The sequence below is a fragment of the Pseudomonas sp. ACN5 genome (assembly GCF_002303975.1).
GTDB lineage: Bacteria > Pseudomonadota > Gammaproteobacteria > Pseudomonadales > Pseudomonadaceae > Aquipseudomonas > Aquipseudomonas laurylsulfatiphila.
This window is the reverse complement of sequence record NZ_MRCP01000001.1, coordinates 110,563-125,054: the sequence shown is the minus strand read 5'-3', so window position 1 is coordinate 125,054 and position 14,492 is coordinate 110,563. Positions and strand designations below refer to the sequence as shown.

The following is a 14,492-nucleotide window of genomic DNA, read 5'->3' as shown; positions in this document are numbered from 1 at the left end:
CTACGAGTCAGTGCTCGGAGTACCGCTGCCGGTGAGATAGGTTTTGTACAACTGAATGATCTGCGGGCCGGAATCGGTTGACGGCGAGGGGCCGGCTACGTTGTCGCCTTCACACTCCTTCACGAACTGGCCGAAGATCTCAGCTTCCCCGCCGCCGCCATCCATGGGCTGCACCACGAAATAACAGCCAAAACCGAGGACGGGGATCGAGGTTGAACCACTATTTTTTCCTGCGCAGTTGCCCACCACGATTTTCAGCATCCGGCGCTCGAACACCCCATTGCTCTGACAGCCACTGCCCCCCGCCACACACGCGGCAACGCTCGCACGCCAGTCGTTGTAGTCCAGTATCGGGTTGCCGCCTGCCGTGAGATTGCCATTGCTCGAGGTAACGGTTTGCCCCCGGTACTTCGGGCCTGTACCGTCGTCAGTGATGGCGGGATTACTGGACGTGGTCACCAGGTCCGGCGGATAGGCCGAGGCACTGACCGGGCCGTTGTAGATGCCGAAGCGCGTATTCAGGCCTTGAGACGCAGGGCCGACCTTGTTGCCAGGTTCGGTCGTGACGTTGTCTCCCACATTGCGGCAGACCTTGCCGCCTCCGGCCATCTCCTCCCTGACAGCATTGCCGCCCGAGCCAAAATCGAGCAACTGAAAATTGCCTGGACCAATGGGCGACTTATTGCCGGAAGCCGTCTTCAATACATTTAAATCGCCAAACTGGAAGCCCCAGAACATACCGGCGCCCGGGTTGTATTGAGCCGGGTCACCACAGACCATCAAAGGCGCGAGATCGCAGGGGCTAGTAGGGCTGGGACCTGCGGTGGCGATCGCCGCCACCGCCTTGTTCCCCACGACGCCTATTGACTGGGCGAAGTTCCAGAAAAACTCCGTCAGGCCATAACTCGATACCGATACCCGAACGTACTTGGCATCCGTCGGCCCAGGATAAGAGAACGGGCCATAGACGCTGCTTGCCAGTTCCACCACTGCAAATGCACTGGCGTTGCCGCCTATCGCCGTGGCCAATTCGTTGTTGCCTGTGGCATTAGCATTCTGTATCAGCGTATTGAGCGCTGCGGTTTGCGTCGTACTGGCACCGGTGATGCCCCCCCCCACCTGACTCAGGGTTTTGGCGCCACTCAGGGCGGCGGCGTCCACCGCATTCTGCAGACGTGTTTTGTTCAGCATCATATGCCCGCCGTCCAGAGCCAACGCCGCCATCATGGCCATCGCCGCCAACGCGATCACCATCAATGCACTCACCGATCCTTCCTGGCGCCTTGGCGTCGAAGTGAACGGCCGCTGAATACGAAGATTCATCATCAAGCCCTCGATTGCCGATACTGATCCGGATCGGCTCCGCCAATAACGTGGTACCCAGGCAGCTGCGCAAAGTCAGCGAATGTTGACTACTTTGGCTTCAGTCCCGCGGATAACGGTGATACCCGCCCCCTCGCCGCTGCGCTGTACCACGCGCTTTGGCGCCGCGACGGTGGCCACGGCCATGGCCGGCGCAGCAGGTGCTGCTGGTGCAACGGTCGCAGTTTTCTTCTCGAGATTCAGTGGGTTACGCAGCGCCAGTTGCAACTTGCCTTCCGTCTGCGCCGTGACCAGAGCTTCAGCCTCTGCGGCCGTCATCTCCAGCGTCACTGCACGCACCACCACCGGTTGGGTTTTGTCGGTACCTGCAGTCTGGTCCACCGCCAACACCCGTAAATTCTCGAGGATGGTCTTGGACACAGCGTTATTGCCAGCATTCTCCGTGCGTTTGGTCGCCAATACATCGACCCGGTTTCCCGGCAACAGGAATCCACCCACGCCGACCACATCGTCCACACGTACCGATATGGCGCGTTTGTCAGGCGCAATCAAAGAAGCCAGGGTGCTCCCCCCCAGGTGCTCACTCAGACGCGCGCCTCGCACAATGTCGCCCCTGAGAATGTCGAACGTTGCGATCTTGCCCACGGCTTTTTCGCTGGCATCGAAGGCATCGTCCGGGATCGTATCCATGGGCATGCGTACGGTCGTGACCTGCTGGGCCTCGACCATCTGCCCGAATGGAATCTCCACCGTGGCGACCACCACGTTTCGAAGGTGGTCATCCGGGCTGGCATTGAGCCGCGCGCTCAGCCAGGAGTCGGCCATCCATGCAGCCCCAAGGCCCATGACCAGGGAAACGCCTATCAAGGTAAGAGTACGAGAGCTCATGTCAGTATCTCCGTATCAAAGAAAGTCGAGCTGGACGAAGTAGTTGTGCCAGGCCCATTCCAACTCTTTCGGTGACAGTGGTCCGGAACCGCCCATATAACGCTGGCGATCGAGTGCCATGTTCAGGAGATCACGGGGATGGCAAGGCACCAGGGGCATGCCTTCACTTGCATAAAGCCTTTGCAGCACATAACGCACCAGCAGCGGGTCATAGGAAATGCCCAGACGCTCGCTTTCCTGTCGCCAGATCTTTTCGTACTGCTCGGGCTTCAGGTAACCGAACTGCAGCTTGTAGCCAATCCGGCGAAGGAAGGCCTCATCGGCCAGCTCCAGAGGATTGAGGTTGGTGGAAAACACCAGAATCAGATCGAATGGCAGCTCGCAATGCCGACCACCACCCAGGTTAAGGAAATCGCGTTTCTCTTCCATCGGAACGATCCAGCGATTGAACAGCTCGGCAGGTGCCATGCGCTGGCGCCCCATGTCGTCGATGATGAACAGGCCATTGCTGGCCTTGAGCTGCAAGGCGGCCTGGTACTGACGGGTGAAGGGGTCATAGCGAACGTCCAGTTGCTCCATGCTCAACTCACCGCCCGTGATGACGATCGGGCGTTTGCAGCACAGCAGTCGACGGTCGATCCCTTCGTTGAGCATCAGACTGTTCTGCTGAGCGTTGTCATCGAGCCGCTGATGCACCTGCGGGTCATAGATCTCGATCACCGCCTCGTTGATGACGATGGCATGGGGGATCCAGATGGCCTCGGCGAACAGACGGATCAGCCGACTGCTGACATAAGTCTTGCCGGTACCCGCGGGGCCATAAATCATGATTGCGCGCCCGGAGTTCATCGCCACACCCAGTTGATCGAGCATCTCCTCCGTGAGCACAACGCCAGCAAGGGCATGGCGCATATCGTTGGCGTTGATGCGACCATGGTGAATGGTCTGTAGCTTGATCAGGGAGCGGTAGGTACTCACCGGGAACGGTGCCGCACCGATATAGCCACTGCGCGACAGGGCATCACGGGCGGCACTGCGACCACGTTCGGTCAGGCCATAACGCAACATCTGCCCGCCGGTTTGACTCGCCTGGCCGAGCACTTCGACACGGCCATCCTTGCGCAGAAACGCCAGGACCTCTTCAAGTACCGCGCCGGTCAGCGCCAGGCGATCCACCAGCCGCGACATGTCCAGCACCCCGGCATCAAACAAATGCTTGCACACCAACTCACCGAGAAAACTGTCCGTCAGGCCAGTTTCGCGGACAGTGCAGGGCTGAGGAGCCAGGCGTTGCACCGCTCCCCGATCGCTGGGGTAGGCATCACTTTCGACGATGACGTGCATGACTAGCCTCCTGGGCTATGGGCCGATCTGCAGCCAATAGCCACTGGCCAGGGTTCCGAGCAAAATTGCAACGGAGTATGGGAAAGGCTTTCCAGCCACTTCATCTACCGCCGGAGCCAAGTAGGTTCGTGCCCTTAATATCAACCCGTAGCGCGCTAAGGTTTGCAGCAGCTGGCCACGAAAAAGGATGATCAAAAAACCGCACAAACCACCGGCCGCCAGACTGAAAAGCGCCGTCCACAACGCGTCAAGCGGTGTAAAAAAACATCCAACCATGGCCATCAACTTGACGTCCCCGGCGGCCATACCGCCTAGGGCGTACAAGGGTAGAAACACTGCAAAGCCGATCAGCATGGCCAGCGCAGCATTACCAAGCCCCTCAACTCCACTGGCGTAAGCCTGACTGGTCAAACCCAAAACAAGTCCTAAAAGAACCAGCAGGTTGGGGATGCGGTGGCGACGAAGGTCGCTCACCACCGCAATACCTAGCAGCCCTAACAGAACAATTGATGTAAACATCTGCTCAATAGGCATCGCTGCATCTCTCACTAGGAATAGACTTATACGCACGCCCCACCGGGGACCATACAAGTAGCTAGCCTACCGAGCTGGGTGGTAATGGCGGTGCCCAAGGTGGTAAAAGCAGTGACAACCGCCAGGGTTATTAGCCCACCCGCCACCGCGTATTCCACAATGGTCAGACCATCTTCGTCCTTGACGAACTTCACTAGCGAAGCCTTGATCGTTTGCATGATCATTTTGCCCACCTCACTTGAATGTTTTCTGCTGCATCTCTCACAGGGAATAGACTTACACGCACGCCCCACCGGGGACCATACAAGTAGCTAGCCTACCGAGCTGGGTGGTGATAGCGGTGCCCAAGGTGGTAAAAGCAGTGACAACCGCCAGGGTTATTAGTCCACCCGCCACCGCGTATTCCACAATAGTCAGACCATCTTCGTCTTTGATGAACTTCACTACCGAAGCCTTGATTGTTTGCATGATCATTTTGCCCACCTCACTCGAATGTTGTTTTTTCTGAGGCAGTACTTTCTGCGCTGCCTGATGCAACACTAGTCAGGGGCAAGGCATAGGCGTTAGGAGGATTTTGCGCATCGCTAGGACTTTTTTGCGGGGTGGCCAAATACGCAGCTTTGGCCTTTACAGAAGTAACAGAGGGGGTAAACAAGGCATTGAAACGCAAAGGCAATTGCCATTGATTCACAAGCGACAGGCGGTTAAGCCCGGTTTTTTCGAAGACACCCAAGCAAATAATCGCCCGGAGCTGCCTTCCAGATAACCCATAGAGCGAATAGAACTAAAAATCGTCTTTTCTATCAGGATTTAATCTGCAAATTGATGGCACATTGGTAATACTGGCAAAGAGAGTCACTAGAACCTCAAGAGTAGAGACATGACGTCCATTTTGACCAAAAGGCCATCGCTCCTGTGGTTCGATCTGACTCATGATCGGTCCACGAAAGAACTCGTCACGCAGTTCGAGGACGCCTGCGACTGCAAACTGGCAAAAAACTCCGTGCTGCCCGTCAGGGAACAGGCAGACATGATCTGCGTCCATTTTGATCGCCCTGACACGCCGGGTTTGAAGCTATTGCTGGAGATCAAGCGCACCACCCCCAGCATCCCGATCACCATGTTCACCGTGCAGCACTCGGAGGAACTGGCGGTATGGGCCATGCGCTCCAGCGTCTGGGAATACATGGTGCTCCCGCTCTCGACCACCGAGAAGAAGCGTTACCTGGCGGCGGTGCTACAGCTCTGCGAGCTGCGCCGAAATGCCAACGGCCAGGGCAAGTCATCGCAAATCGACCACTCTCCGACCCTGCCGGACAGCATCCGGCGGACCTCAGGACACCAAAAACACCAGGCGCTGAGCAATGTCATGCTGTACATCGAACAGCACTTTCGAGACAGCATCGATCAGAGGGAGTTGGCGCAGCGTTGCGGCATGACGACATTTCGCTTCAGCCGCCTGTTCAAGGAAGCCAATGGACTTGGCTTCACGGATTACATCCTGGACAAGCGCATGAACTTCGCCAAAGATCTGCTCGACAACAGCCAGATGCCGATTACCAGCATCGGCTATGAGGCCGGCTTCAAAGATCCTTCCTATTTCGCCCGTGCCTTCAAGCAGTTCGCAAACTGCACGCCCAGCGAATACCGCCTGGCACGCCAACTCAAAGCGGCCGCAGCTGCGCAACAGGTGCAGGATGAGAAAACCACTGAAGCGCTCGAAAGCCTGGTACAAAGCCTCAGCGGTTGATCCGGTTTTTTAAGCGCAAACAAAAACGCCGCTCAATGAGCGGCGTTTTTGTTAAATATGGAGCGGGAAACGAGACTCGAACTCGCGACCCCGACCTTGGCAAGGTCGTGCTCTACCAACTGAGCTATTCCCGCAAATGGCGTCCCCTAGGGGACTCGAACCCCTGTTACCGCCGTGAAAGGGCGGTGTCCTAGGCCACTAGACGAAGGGGACACGCTGCCCGGAACACATGGTGTGTGTTTCGGTGCCCAGATCCGCATCCGAAGACTTGGTTCTGGTTTCACTCAGCCCTGCCCGAAAGCAACGCTGTTTAAAATTGGAGCGGGAAACGAGACTCGAACTCGCGACCCCGACCTTGGCAAGGTCGTGCTCTACCAACTGAGCTATTCCCGCATTGGCGTCCCCTAGGGGACTCGAACCCCTGTTACCGCCGTGAAAGGGCGGTGTCCTAGGCCACTAGACGAAGGGGACACACGTACAACATTCACTCCCTGCTTCGTTTCGCTGTGTGCTTTACGCTGCAAGTGGCGCGCATTCTATGGATGGATTGAGAGGTCGTCAACCCCCTGATATAAATTTATTTAAATCAATGACTTCGACCTGCTTTTGGACGCCTTTGCGGATTTTCCGCTGCCCGGTGTTTGACGCCTATATTCTGGCACTCGCCAAGACGTTATAGTCCGCCAGTGATGGCAATCTGTATATCGCGTGCCACCATTTATAGAAGCGAGGCTGCGGCCGATATAAGCGCAAGCATGTCCGATCCAACCCTTCATGCGGGCCCAGGCGCTCAAATGCCAAGCCACCAGACTCGCATGCGTACCCTAAAAAGAGGTCTTACCGGTGACGCCACTCATGATCACCCTGCTAGTTGTAGTCGGGATCGCCCTGTTGATCGCCATTGGCTACATGAACCATGTGGTGGAAAACAACAAGCTGGAAAAGGCCCGTACCAAGATCGAGCTCAACGATCGTCTGCGACGCTGCGGTGAAATCACCGAGACTTTCCCCGGCCAGTTGATGACCCCGGCACTCAAACTGCTGTTGACCCGCCTGGAGCTCAATGTCTGCCAGCGCCTGCTCAACCTGGAAAAATCCAGTGCCAACCTCAAGGCACGGATCGCCGAACTGGAGGCCCTTGTCGGCCAGGGTGAATCGATCCCGGTCAACAATCCGCCGGCACCGATCCAGACCGAAGCCAAGGCCAAGGATGTACGTTTCCTGCTTGAAGCCCTGCACGGCCAGATTACCCGCGCGGCACAGGACGGCTTCCTGCCCCCCAGCGAAGCCAAGCGCTGGATTCGTGAAGTGCGCCACATCCTGGTGCTGCTGCACATCGAGTTCTTCAACAACCTCGGCCAGCACTCTCTGCAACAGAACCAGCCCGGGCAGGCTCGCCTGGCATTCGAGCGCGGCGTGCAATACCTGCGCAAGCAACAGGAACCACAGGTCTACGCCGAGCAACTGGAATACCTGGAAAAACTCCTGGCCCGCGCCAATGACCAGGTCATGGATCGCATTGCGCCGGTCGAAGGCGAGGTCAACCAATTGACCGAAGGCCTCAAAGACGTCGAAGCTGACGCGGACTGGAAAAAGAAAGTGATCTACGACTGATCAGCGAAAACAGAAAAGCCACCGCAAGGTGGTTTTTTTTTGCTCTTCTGTAGGAGCGAGCTTGCTCGCGATGGACTTTAACGATGACGCGCAAACTGGATAAACGTGGCGCACTTGAGCCCATCGCCAGCAATCGAGCGTCGACCGGCTGCTCCTACAGTTTCCCGGTATTGCGTGATGATCCTTTTTTTGGCCTGGCCGATGATCATTTCAAAGCCTGAAATGCCCCACCATCCCCTTCAGCTCAACCCCCAGTTGCGCCAACTCGATACTGGAGGCGGCATTGCCCTGCATCGCCAGCGATGATTGATCGGCACTGGCGCGAATACTGGTGACACTGCGGTTGATCTCTTCGGCCACCGAGCTCTGTTCCTCGGCTGCCGCGGCGATCTGCTGGTTCATCTGCTGGATCAACGATACCGCCGCCGCAATACTTCCCAGTGCGCTCTCGGTCTGCAAGGCATCGCTGACCGCCAGCTTCACCAACTCGCCACTGCTCTGGATCTGCTGCACTGACGACTGCGCCGCCGAGCGCAAAGCGCTGACCAGGCGTTCGATTTCCTCGGTCGATTGCTGGGTTCGCCTGGCCAGTGCACGCACTTCATCGGCCACCACCGCAAAGCCCCTGCCCTGCTCACCCGCACGGGCCGCCTCGATCGCCGCGTTCAATGCCAGCAGGTTGGTCTGCTCTGCCACGCTTTTGATCACACTCAAGACCGTGCCGATGTTCTGGATTTCCGCACTCAGGCTTTCAATGCTCGAGCTGGCCGAGTTGGCCGAGTCCGCCAATTGCTCGATCCGCGCCATGCTCTGGCGCACCACCTGCTGACCAGTTTCAACCTTGCCGTCAGCCGTTTGCGCCGCCAGGGCTGCTTCCTCTGCGTTGCGCGCGACATCATGCACCGTGGCCGTCATCTGATTCATCGCGGTGGCGACCTGTTCGGTTTCCTCTTTCTGCGTGCTGACTTCGAGATTGGTCTGTTCCGTCACTGCCGACAGCGATTGGGCGGAAGTGGCCAATTGTTCGATACCCGACTGCAAGCCGCTGACGATATGGCTGAGCCCGGTGCCCATTTGTTGCATGGCCTGCATCAACTGGCCAATTTCGTCACGCCGGGTCACGTCGATGGTCGCACTCAAATCCCCTGAAGCAATCTGCTGCGCCACCTGGATCACACTGCGCAGCGGCGCCACGATCAACCGGGTGATGAACCACGCAGCAACCAGCCCGACCAGCAACGCCAGAGCGGAAGAGCCGAGGATCAGCATCGAGTTCTTTTTCAGTTCGGCCTGCATTGCCTGATCTTCAGCGACATAAGCCTGATCCACCCGCTCAACCACTTGGGCTGCGCGTTGGTGCAACTGTTGATAAACGGTTTTTTCCTGTTCCAGCAGGCCGGTGTACTCGGCGAGCTTGTCACTGAAACCGGCGATATGACCCGTCACCTCATTGAGGACGGTCTGGTAACCCTCGTCCTTGACCGCGGTCTTGAGCTGCTCGGCCTGGGCCAATGCCTGGCTGGCCTGTTCGATCTTGCCCTGCCCGGCGCTGTCGTCGCCTTTGCGGCTTTGATCCAGGCGCACGCGCGCTTCATTCATGGCTTGCAGCATCAAGCGTGAAACCTGGCTGACCTGACCGGCCTGCTCGATGAATTGCGCGCCGTCCTTGCCTTCGGAATCTTTCAGCGTATAAGCGCCGTCATCGGCAAGCCCCGATTGCAATACATCAAGATTATTGGCCACGCTGGACACCGACCAACTGGCCATTTCCAGCGCCAGGTCCTTGGCCTGGGTGAGCGAGACAAACTCGTCGAAGGCCTTGCGATAAGCGCCCAGTGACTGTTCGACATCATTCATCACTGGCACATTGGCCGCCGACGCGGCCTTGAGCTGGCCGGCCAGTGCGATCAAGCCATCGACGCCCTCGTGCAGGGCATCGACGGTTTTCGGATTGCCGTGCAAGGCGTATTCCTGCTCCAGCAACCGGACCTTGAGCAAACCGCTGTTGAGCGATGACATTTGCTTGAGTCCGTCGAAGCGCTGGCTGATGGTTTGCAGGGACCACACGCCAATGCCCGCCACCAGTGCAGTCAATAACAGCACCAGGACAAACCCGACACCCAGTTTTTTCGCCATACCGAGGTTGGCAAAACGTCCTTGCACGGCCGAATTCATTGCACTTAGTCCCCTGCCAAAGTCTGTAGACGCAGATTCGCAACGGGCCAGTGGCAACACAAGGCTCTGGCGCCGGAATAATGGCAAAAAGCTACGCCAGCGTCGCTTTCAGAACGCTCGAGGTCGATCCCGAGCAGTGGCCTGAAAGAACGCACGGGCACGCGGGTCGCAAGCATAGGCCACATTGATACGCTGCCAGTCACTGACCCCACCCGAGGCGTTGAAGGCGCTCTTCGATGACAACACCACACCCAGACGGCGTGCCCGGGCCAGCACCTGATCGTAGTCGGACATTCGTGATCGCGCCCAGACAAACAGGCCTCCCGCCGGCTTGCCGAAGACTTCCCATTCGGCATCCTCGAGCATTTGCAACACCGCCAGCCGGTCGTTGTTCAAGCGTTGGCGCTGACGTTGCACCAGTTTGCCGTAGGCACCATTAGCCAACAGGCACGCCAGCACCGCCTCGCAAAATCGCGAGGCGCCCATGCCAGAGATCATCTTGACCTCGGCCAGACGCGTAATGACTGTGCAATCGGCCACCACGAAACCGACCCGCAAGGAACTGCTGAGGGTCTTTGAATAGCTGCCAACGTAGACCACGCTGTCGTCCAGCGCAGCCAGTCGCGTACCGCAACCGCTGCGCAAATCCGCATAGACGTCGTCCTCGATCACCTGCACGCCAAAGGCCCTGGCCAGTTGCAGCACACGACGCGCCACCCCGAGCGAAAGGCTGCTGCCGGTCGGGTTGTGAAAGAAGCTATTGATGAGCAGCCCTTGAGGCCGGTGCTTGGCCAGCACCGATTCGAGCACGTCCACGTCCGGCCCGCGCGGTGTTCGCGGCACCTCGACCATGTGGATGCCGTGCAGCCTGAGCAGATCGAACAGCAGCGGATAACCGGGGCTCTCCACAACCACACAATCACCGGCCTTGAACAGTGCCCGCACAATCAGGTCGAGTCCCTGACTGGCACCCGCCGTGGTCATGATCCGGTTGTCCTGCACCTGGATGTCCAGCTGCCTGAGGCGCTTGAGTATCTGTTGCCGCAAGGCTGGCAAACCCAGCGGGGTGCTGTAGTTGAACAGACTGGCCGTATCGGTACGACTGACTTGCCGGATTGCGTAAATCAGATCGTCGGTCTCGCGCCAGCTTTCAGGCAGCCCGCCACAGCCCAGCCTCAACTCACCCGACCACGGCCCGTACTCGGGTTCGGCCCCCTCAAACCACGCGGGCTCGTGACTTGCGTACGCGACCAATGCCGGGTCGGCAACTGTATAGCCGGCCCCATGACCTGCCGCCAGCATCCCCTGCGTCACCAGGCGTTCACAGGCCTGAGTGACGCTTGACTGACTGAGCAAATTGATCCGCGCGATCTGTCGCACCGAAGGCAGGCGTGTACCGGGCGATACCCCGCTGGAATGGAGCCAGCAGGTCAGCGCGTCAACAATTTGCTGTACGACGGGCACCAGCGCCTGTCGGTCGATTCTCAACTCCATGAGCAAGCAAACTCCTGTTGATTTTGCGGGAAGCAGTTAATCACAGGAGGATTCGAAGGCATGTGCGACAACGCCGCCAAAACCATTCGATCTAATTATTTGAAACACATTGCCCGGCCCCTTCGAGGAACCAAAAAAACTGTGGGAGCGGGCTTGCTCGCGAAGAGGGCGTGTCAGTCGACATATTTATTGATTGATCCACCGCATTCGCGAGCAAGCCCGCTCCCACAGGTTCCGTGTTTTCTGCATTGTGGAGTGCAGTTTCAGAACGCTGTCACGCCACCGTCCACGGCCAATGAGTGCCCTGTGGTGAAGGCCGCGCCATCGCTGCACAGATACAGCACCGCGCTGGCGATTTCTTCGACCTTGCCGATGCGACCGACCGGATGCATGGCATTGGCGAACTCGGCTTTTTTCGGGTCGGTTTCATAAGCGCGACGGAACATGTCGGTGTCGATCACCGCCGGGCACACGGCGTTGACCCGGATCTTTTTCTTGGCGTACTCAATGGCCGCCGACTTGGTCAGGCCGATCACCGCATGCTTGGAGGCGGCGTAGATGCTCATTTTCGGCGCTGCCCCGAGGCCCGCCACCGATGCCGTATTGACGATCGCGCCCCCCCCTTGCGCCAGCAGCAACGGCAACTGGTATTTCATGCACAGCCAGACGCCTTTGACGTTAACGCCCATGATTGCGTCGAACTCGTCAAGCGAACCGTCGGCCAGCTTGCCTTTTTCGATTTCGATGCCGGCATTGTTGAAGGCATAGTCAAGGCGACCGTAAGTATTGATCACCTCCTCCATCAGATTTTTCACATCGTTTTCCAGGGTAACGTTGCAGCGCACGAAGGTCGCCTCGCCACCGGCCGTACGAATCAGCGCCACCGTGCCCTCGCCGCCCGCCGTGTCCATATCGGCCACTACGACCTTAAGGCCCTCGGCGGCAAATGCCTGGGCGGTCGCGCGGCCAATACCGGCCGCCCCGCCTGTCACCACAACCACCTGGCCGGAAAACGTCATGCTCATTGTTATGTCCTCGAAGAGAATTAAGCGGGGTATCGCGCAGGGCCAGTCTAGCCATGGAGGTGCTGAACGCGGCAGCACTATCAGGACTCCGGTTGGGCGCCCATGAGTTGCAGTGATGGAACTGCCGTACCAACTATCACTGCACTGGATCAACCTGCATTCGCCGCATCAGCCAAACTTGCGGCATCGGCGCTGACCGGCTATCAACAAAGCTTCATTCATCTTGAGTGCCTGTCATGACCTCCCAGACCAATCGCCAATTCCTGCTCGCCAAACGTCCGGTTGGCGCGGCGACCCGCGAGACATTCACCTACCAGCAAGTACCGGTCGGTGAGCCGGCGGAGGGCCAGATCCTGGTCGAAAACCAATACCTGTCCCTGGATCCGGCCATGCGCGGCTGGATGAACGAGGGCAAGTCCTACATCCCGCCGGTCGGGCTCGGCGAAGTCATGCGCGCCTTGGGCGTGGGCAAAGTCATCGCGTCGAACAATCCGGGCTTCGCGGTCGGGGACTACGTTAACGGCGCCCTCGGGGTGCAGGATTTTTTCCTCGGCGAGCCGCGAGGTTTCTACAAGGTCGATCCGAAACTGGCACCGCTGCCACGTTACCTGTCAGCACTGGGCATGACCGGGATGACGGCCTACTTCGCCCTGCTCGACGTCGGCGCGCCGAAGGCCGGTGACACCGTGGTGCTCTCGGGTGCGGCCGGCGCTGTGGGCAGCATTGCCGGGCAGATCGCCAAGATCAAAGGCTGCCGGGTGGTTGGCATCGCCGGCGGCGCGGACAAGTGCAAGTTCCTGATCGATGAACTGGGTTTCGACGGTGCTATCGACTATAAGAGCGAAGACGTCCTCGCCGGCCTCAAGCGCGAGTGCCCGAAAGGTGTCGACGTGTATTTCGATAATGTGGGGGGCGACATTCTCGATGCGGTGTTGAGCCGCCTGAACATGAAGGCGCGGGTGGTGATTTGCGGTGCCATCAGCCAGTACAACAACAAGGAAGCGGTCAAGGGACCGGCCAATTACCTGTCGCTGCTGGTCAACCGCGCGCGCATGGAAGGTTTTGTGGTGATGGACTACGCCGCCCAATACGCCAGCGCCGCCCAGGAAATGGCCGGCTGGATGGCCAAGGGGCAACTCAAGAGCAAGGAAGACATCGTCGAAGGACTGGAGACTTTCCCGGAGACGCTGATGAAATTGTTCAACGGCGAGAATTTCGGGAAGCTGGTGCTGAAGGTTTGACCCGATATTTGAACTAACCCCAAAACCACTGTGGGAGCGGGCTTGCTCGCGAATACGGTGTGTCAGCCGACATATTTATTGACTGATCCACCGCATTCGCGAGCAAGCCCGCTCCCACATTTTGATTTTCGGTGTCGGGTTAAGCCAGTTCAGCCACGACCGAGGCCAACGCCTTCGCCGGATCAGCCGCCTGGCTGATCGGACGGCCGATCACCAGATAGTCGGAACCGGCATCCAGTGCCTGACGTGGCGTCAGGATGCGACGCTGATCGTCCTGGGCACTGCCCGCCGGACGAATCCCCGGGGTCACCAGTTGCAGCGACGGATGTGCCGATTTCAGCGCCTGGGCTTCCAGGGCCGAGCACACCAGGCCGTCCATCCCGGCTTTTTCCGCCAGGGCGGCCAGGCGCAGAACCTGCTCTTGCGGCTCGATGTCCAGACCGATACCTGCCAGATCTTCACGCTCCATGCTGGTCAACACGGTTACGCCGATCAGCAGTGGTTTGGGACCGCTGCGCTGATCCAGCACCTCACGGCACGCGGCCATCATGCGCAGGCCGCCGGAGCAATGCACGTTGACCATCCACACGCCCATTTCCGCAGCGGCCTTGACGGCCATCGCGGTGGTGTTCGGGATGTCGTGGAACTTGAGGTCCAGGAACACTTCGAAACCCTTGTCGCGCAGGGTGCCGACGATTTCCGAAGCACAGCTGGTGAAGAGTTCCTTACCGACTTTGACCCGGCACAGCTTCGGGTCCAACTGATCGGCCAGCTTCAGTGCGGCGTCACGGGTAGGGAAATCCAGGGCGACGATGATAGGAGTCTGGCAGGCGGACATGAGTGGGCTCTCAGGCAAGTCGAAATCGGCGCGCATTGTAGCGGAACCAGCGCCACTGCGGGACCCGATGATCGGTAAATCGTCGAAATGGCTCAGGCAAGACTAGCCCCCGAGGCCATAGGGCGGGCAGTTGACACTGGAAGAACCCCCGTGACTGCAGTTATCCGTCTACCACGTATTTGTAAGCCACACAGCCCCTTTGTGGGAGCGAGCCTGCTCGCGATGAGGCCCTGTACCGCAACAAAAAGCCCACTGACCCTCAGCGG

15 protein-coding genes, 4 tRNA genes and 1 pseudogene are annotated in these 14,492 nt (G+C 58.6%); 4 read left to right on the top strand and 16 right to left on the bottom strand.

All coding sequences use genetic code 11. The annotated features are described in order from the left end of the window. From BSF40_RS00605 to BSF40_RS31370, 7 genes are all read right to left on the bottom strand, one after another. Window positions 1-1,326 carry a Tad domain-containing protein gene (locus tag BSF40_RS00605; RefSeq protein ID WP_095963727.1) on the bottom strand — a complete coding sequence of 442 codons (1,326 nt, stop codon included), beginning with the start codon at window positions 1,324-1,326 and terminating at the stop codon, window positions 1-3. Window positions 1,327-1,398: 72 nt separating this feature from the next. Then, a complete protein-coding gene (cpaB, locus tag BSF40_RS00600) occupies window positions 1,399-2,211 on the bottom strand; it encodes a Flp pilus assembly protein CpaB (RefSeq protein ID WP_095963726.1) in 813 nt (270 codons plus the stop codon). 15 nt (window positions 2,212-2,226) lie between these two features. Then, complete coding sequence (locus BSF40_RS00595; protein WP_095963725.1) at window positions 2,227-3,555, bottom strand: AAA family ATPase; 1,329 nt, start codon at window positions 3,553-3,555, stop codon at window positions 2,227-2,229. 15 nt (window positions 3,556-3,570) lie between these two features. Beyond that, window positions 3,571-4,089, bottom strand: coding sequence for a prepilin peptidase (locus BSF40_RS00590; RefSeq protein WP_095963724.1), 519 nt, complete (start codon window positions 4,087-4,089; stop codon window positions 3,571-3,573). 26 nt (window positions 4,090-4,115) lie between these two features. Then, window positions 4,116-4,307, bottom strand: coding sequence for a Flp family type IVb pilin (locus BSF40_RS00585; protein ID WP_371918055.1), 192 nt, complete (start codon window positions 4,305-4,307; stop codon window positions 4,116-4,118). A 58-nt stretch (window positions 4,308-4,365) separates the two neighbouring features. After that, the gene (locus BSF40_RS00580; protein ID WP_095963722.1) at window positions 4,366-4,563 is read right to left on the bottom strand and encodes a Flp family type IVb pilin; all 198 of its coding nucleotides are present in this window, start codon (window positions 4,561-4,563) and stop codon (window positions 4,366-4,368) included. A 10-nt stretch (window positions 4,564-4,573) separates the two neighbouring features. Then, window positions 4,574-4,822 (bottom strand): hypothetical protein, encoded by a 249-nt coding sequence (locus tag BSF40_RS31370; RefSeq protein WP_141249686.1) that lies wholly within the window; start codon window positions 4,820-4,822, stop codon window positions 4,574-4,576. Window positions 4,823-4,969: 147 nt separating this feature from the next. On the opposite strand from BSF40_RS31370, the gene BSF40_RS00575 reads away from it, so the two are divergent. After that, window positions 4,970-5,839 (top strand): DNA-binding response regulator, encoded by an 870-nt coding sequence (locus tag BSF40_RS00575; protein ID WP_095963721.1) that lies wholly within the window; start codon window positions 4,970-4,972, stop codon window positions 5,837-5,839. Between the two features lie 58 nt (window positions 5,840-5,897). On the opposite strand, the gene BSF40_RS00570 is transcribed toward BSF40_RS00575, so the two are convergent. The 4 genes from BSF40_RS00570 to BSF40_RS00555 form a co-directional block, all read right to left on the bottom strand. Further along, window positions 5,898-5,973: transfer RNA gene (locus BSF40_RS00570), tRNA-Gly, on the bottom strand. Between the two features lie 3 nt (window positions 5,974-5,976). Continuing rightward, window positions 5,977-6,052, bottom strand: a tRNA-Glu gene (locus BSF40_RS00565). A 104-nt stretch (window positions 6,053-6,156) separates the two neighbouring features. After that, window positions 6,157-6,232: transfer RNA gene (locus tag BSF40_RS00560), tRNA-Gly, on the bottom strand. A gap of 2 nt (window positions 6,233-6,234) precedes the next feature. Continuing rightward, window positions 6,235-6,310 (bottom strand) — tRNA-Glu (locus tag BSF40_RS00555). Between the two features lie 384 nt (window positions 6,311-6,694). Between BSF40_RS00555 and BSF40_RS00550 the strand changes: the two genes are divergently transcribed. Together BSF40_RS00550 and BSF40_RS32655 are read left to right on the top strand one after the other, a co-directional pair. After that, on the top strand, window positions 6,695-7,453 hold the full coding sequence (locus BSF40_RS00550; protein ID WP_172435660.1) for a hypothetical protein: 759 nt from the start codon (window positions 6,695-6,697) through the stop codon (window positions 7,451-7,453). An 83-nt stretch (window positions 7,454-7,536) separates the two neighbouring features. Further along, a complete protein-coding gene (locus BSF40_RS32655; RefSeq protein ID WP_158247843.1) occupies window positions 7,537-7,674 on the top strand; it encodes a hypothetical protein in 138 nt (45 codons plus the stop codon). Here BSF40_RS32655 and BSF40_RS33415 read toward each other — a convergent pair. From BSF40_RS33415 to BSF40_RS00535, 4 genes and pseudogenes are all read right to left on the bottom strand, one after another. Continuing rightward, window positions 7,664-8,527, bottom strand: coding sequence for a methyl-accepting chemotaxis protein (locus BSF40_RS33415; RefSeq protein WP_371918054.1), 864 nt, complete (start codon window positions 8,525-8,527; stop codon window positions 7,664-7,666). The genes BSF40_RS32655 and BSF40_RS33415 overlap by 11 nt on opposite strands. Beyond that, window positions 8,525-8,722 (bottom strand): annotated as a pseudogene (locus BSF40_RS33410) (HAMP domain-containing protein); the annotation flags it as partial. The gene BSF40_RS33415 and the pseudogene BSF40_RS33410, both read right to left, overlap by 3 nt. Window positions 8,723-9,736: 1,014 nt before the next feature. Next, window positions 9,737-11,122, bottom strand: a complete 1,386-nt coding sequence (locus BSF40_RS00540; protein ID WP_095963718.1) for a PLP-dependent aminotransferase family protein — start codon at window positions 11,120-11,122, stop codon at window positions 9,737-9,739. Between the two features lie 263 nt (window positions 11,123-11,385). Next, the gene (locus tag BSF40_RS00535; RefSeq protein ID WP_095963717.1) at window positions 11,386-12,147 is read right to left on the bottom strand and encodes an SDR family oxidoreductase; all 762 of its coding nucleotides are present in this window, start codon (window positions 12,145-12,147) and stop codon (window positions 11,386-11,388) included. A 236-nt stretch (window positions 12,148-12,383) separates the two neighbouring features. On the opposite strand from BSF40_RS00535, the gene BSF40_RS00530 reads away from it, so the two are divergent. Next, window positions 12,384-13,388, top strand: coding sequence for an NADP-dependent oxidoreductase (locus BSF40_RS00530; RefSeq protein WP_095963716.1), 1,005 nt, complete (start codon window positions 12,384-12,386; stop codon window positions 13,386-13,388). Window positions 13,389-13,527: 139 nt separating this feature from the next. Here BSF40_RS00530 and pyrF read toward each other — a convergent pair whose 3' ends face one another. Further along, entirely contained in the window at window positions 13,528-14,226 is a 699-nt protein-coding gene (pyrF, locus tag BSF40_RS00525; protein WP_007974578.1) for an orotidine-5'-phosphate decarboxylase, read from the bottom strand. Window positions 14,227-14,492 lie beyond the last annotated feature (266 nt).

What these genes read in the sequence shown, in the direction of transcription:
- BSF40_RS00605 (WP_095963727.1), bottom strand. Translation starts at nt 1,326, where the DNA reads ATGATGAATCTTCGTATTCAGCGGCCGTTCACTTCGACGCCAAGGCGC.
- cpaB (WP_095963726.1), bottom strand. Translation starts at nt 2,211, where the DNA reads ATGAGCTCTCGTACTCTTACCTTGATAGGCGTTTCCCTGGTCATGGGC.
- BSF40_RS00595 (WP_095963725.1), bottom strand. Translation starts at nt 3,555, where the DNA reads ATGCACGTCATCGTCGAAAGTGATGCCTACCCCAGCGATCGGGGAGCG.
- BSF40_RS00590 (WP_095963724.1), bottom strand. Translation starts at nt 4,089, where the DNA reads ATGCCTATTGAGCAGATGTTTACATCAATTGTTCTGTTAGGGCTGCTA.
- BSF40_RS00585 (WP_371918055.1), bottom strand. Translation starts at nt 4,307, where the DNA reads ATGCAAACGATCAAGGCTTCGCTAGTGAAGTTCGTCAAGGACGAAGAT.
- BSF40_RS00580 (WP_095963722.1), bottom strand. Translation starts at nt 4,563, where the DNA reads ATGATCATGCAAACAATCAAGGCTTCGGTAGTGAAGTTCATCAAAGAC.
- BSF40_RS00575 (WP_095963721.1), top strand. Translation starts at nt 4,970, where the DNA reads ATGACGTCCATTTTGACCAAAAGGCCATCGCTCCTGTGGTTCGATCTG.
- BSF40_RS00550 (WP_172435660.1), top strand. Translation starts at nt 6,695, where the DNA reads ATGATCACCCTGCTAGTTGTAGTCGGGATCGCCCTGTTGATCGCCATT.
- BSF40_RS32655 (WP_158247843.1), top strand. Translation starts at nt 7,537, where the DNA reads ATGACGCGCAAACTGGATAAACGTGGCGCACTTGAGCCCATCGCCAGC.
- BSF40_RS33415 (WP_371918054.1), bottom strand. Translation starts at nt 8,527, where the DNA reads ATGGGCACCGGGCTCAGCCATATCGTCAGCGGCTTGCAGTCGGGTATC.
- BSF40_RS00540 (WP_095963718.1), bottom strand. Translation starts at nt 11,122, where the DNA reads ATGGAGTTGAGAATCGACCGACAGGCGCTGGTGCCCGTCGTACAGCAA.
- BSF40_RS00535 (WP_095963717.1), bottom strand. Translation starts at nt 12,147, where the DNA reads ATGAGCATGACGTTTTCCGGCCAGGTGGTTGTGGTGACAGGCGGGGCG.
- BSF40_RS00530 (WP_095963716.1), top strand. Translation starts at nt 12,384, where the DNA reads ATGACCTCCCAGACCAATCGCCAATTCCTGCTCGCCAAACGTCCGGTT.
- pyrF (WP_007974578.1), bottom strand. Translation starts at nt 14,226, where the DNA reads ATGTCCGCCTGCCAGACTCCTATCATCGTCGCCCTGGATTTCCCTACC.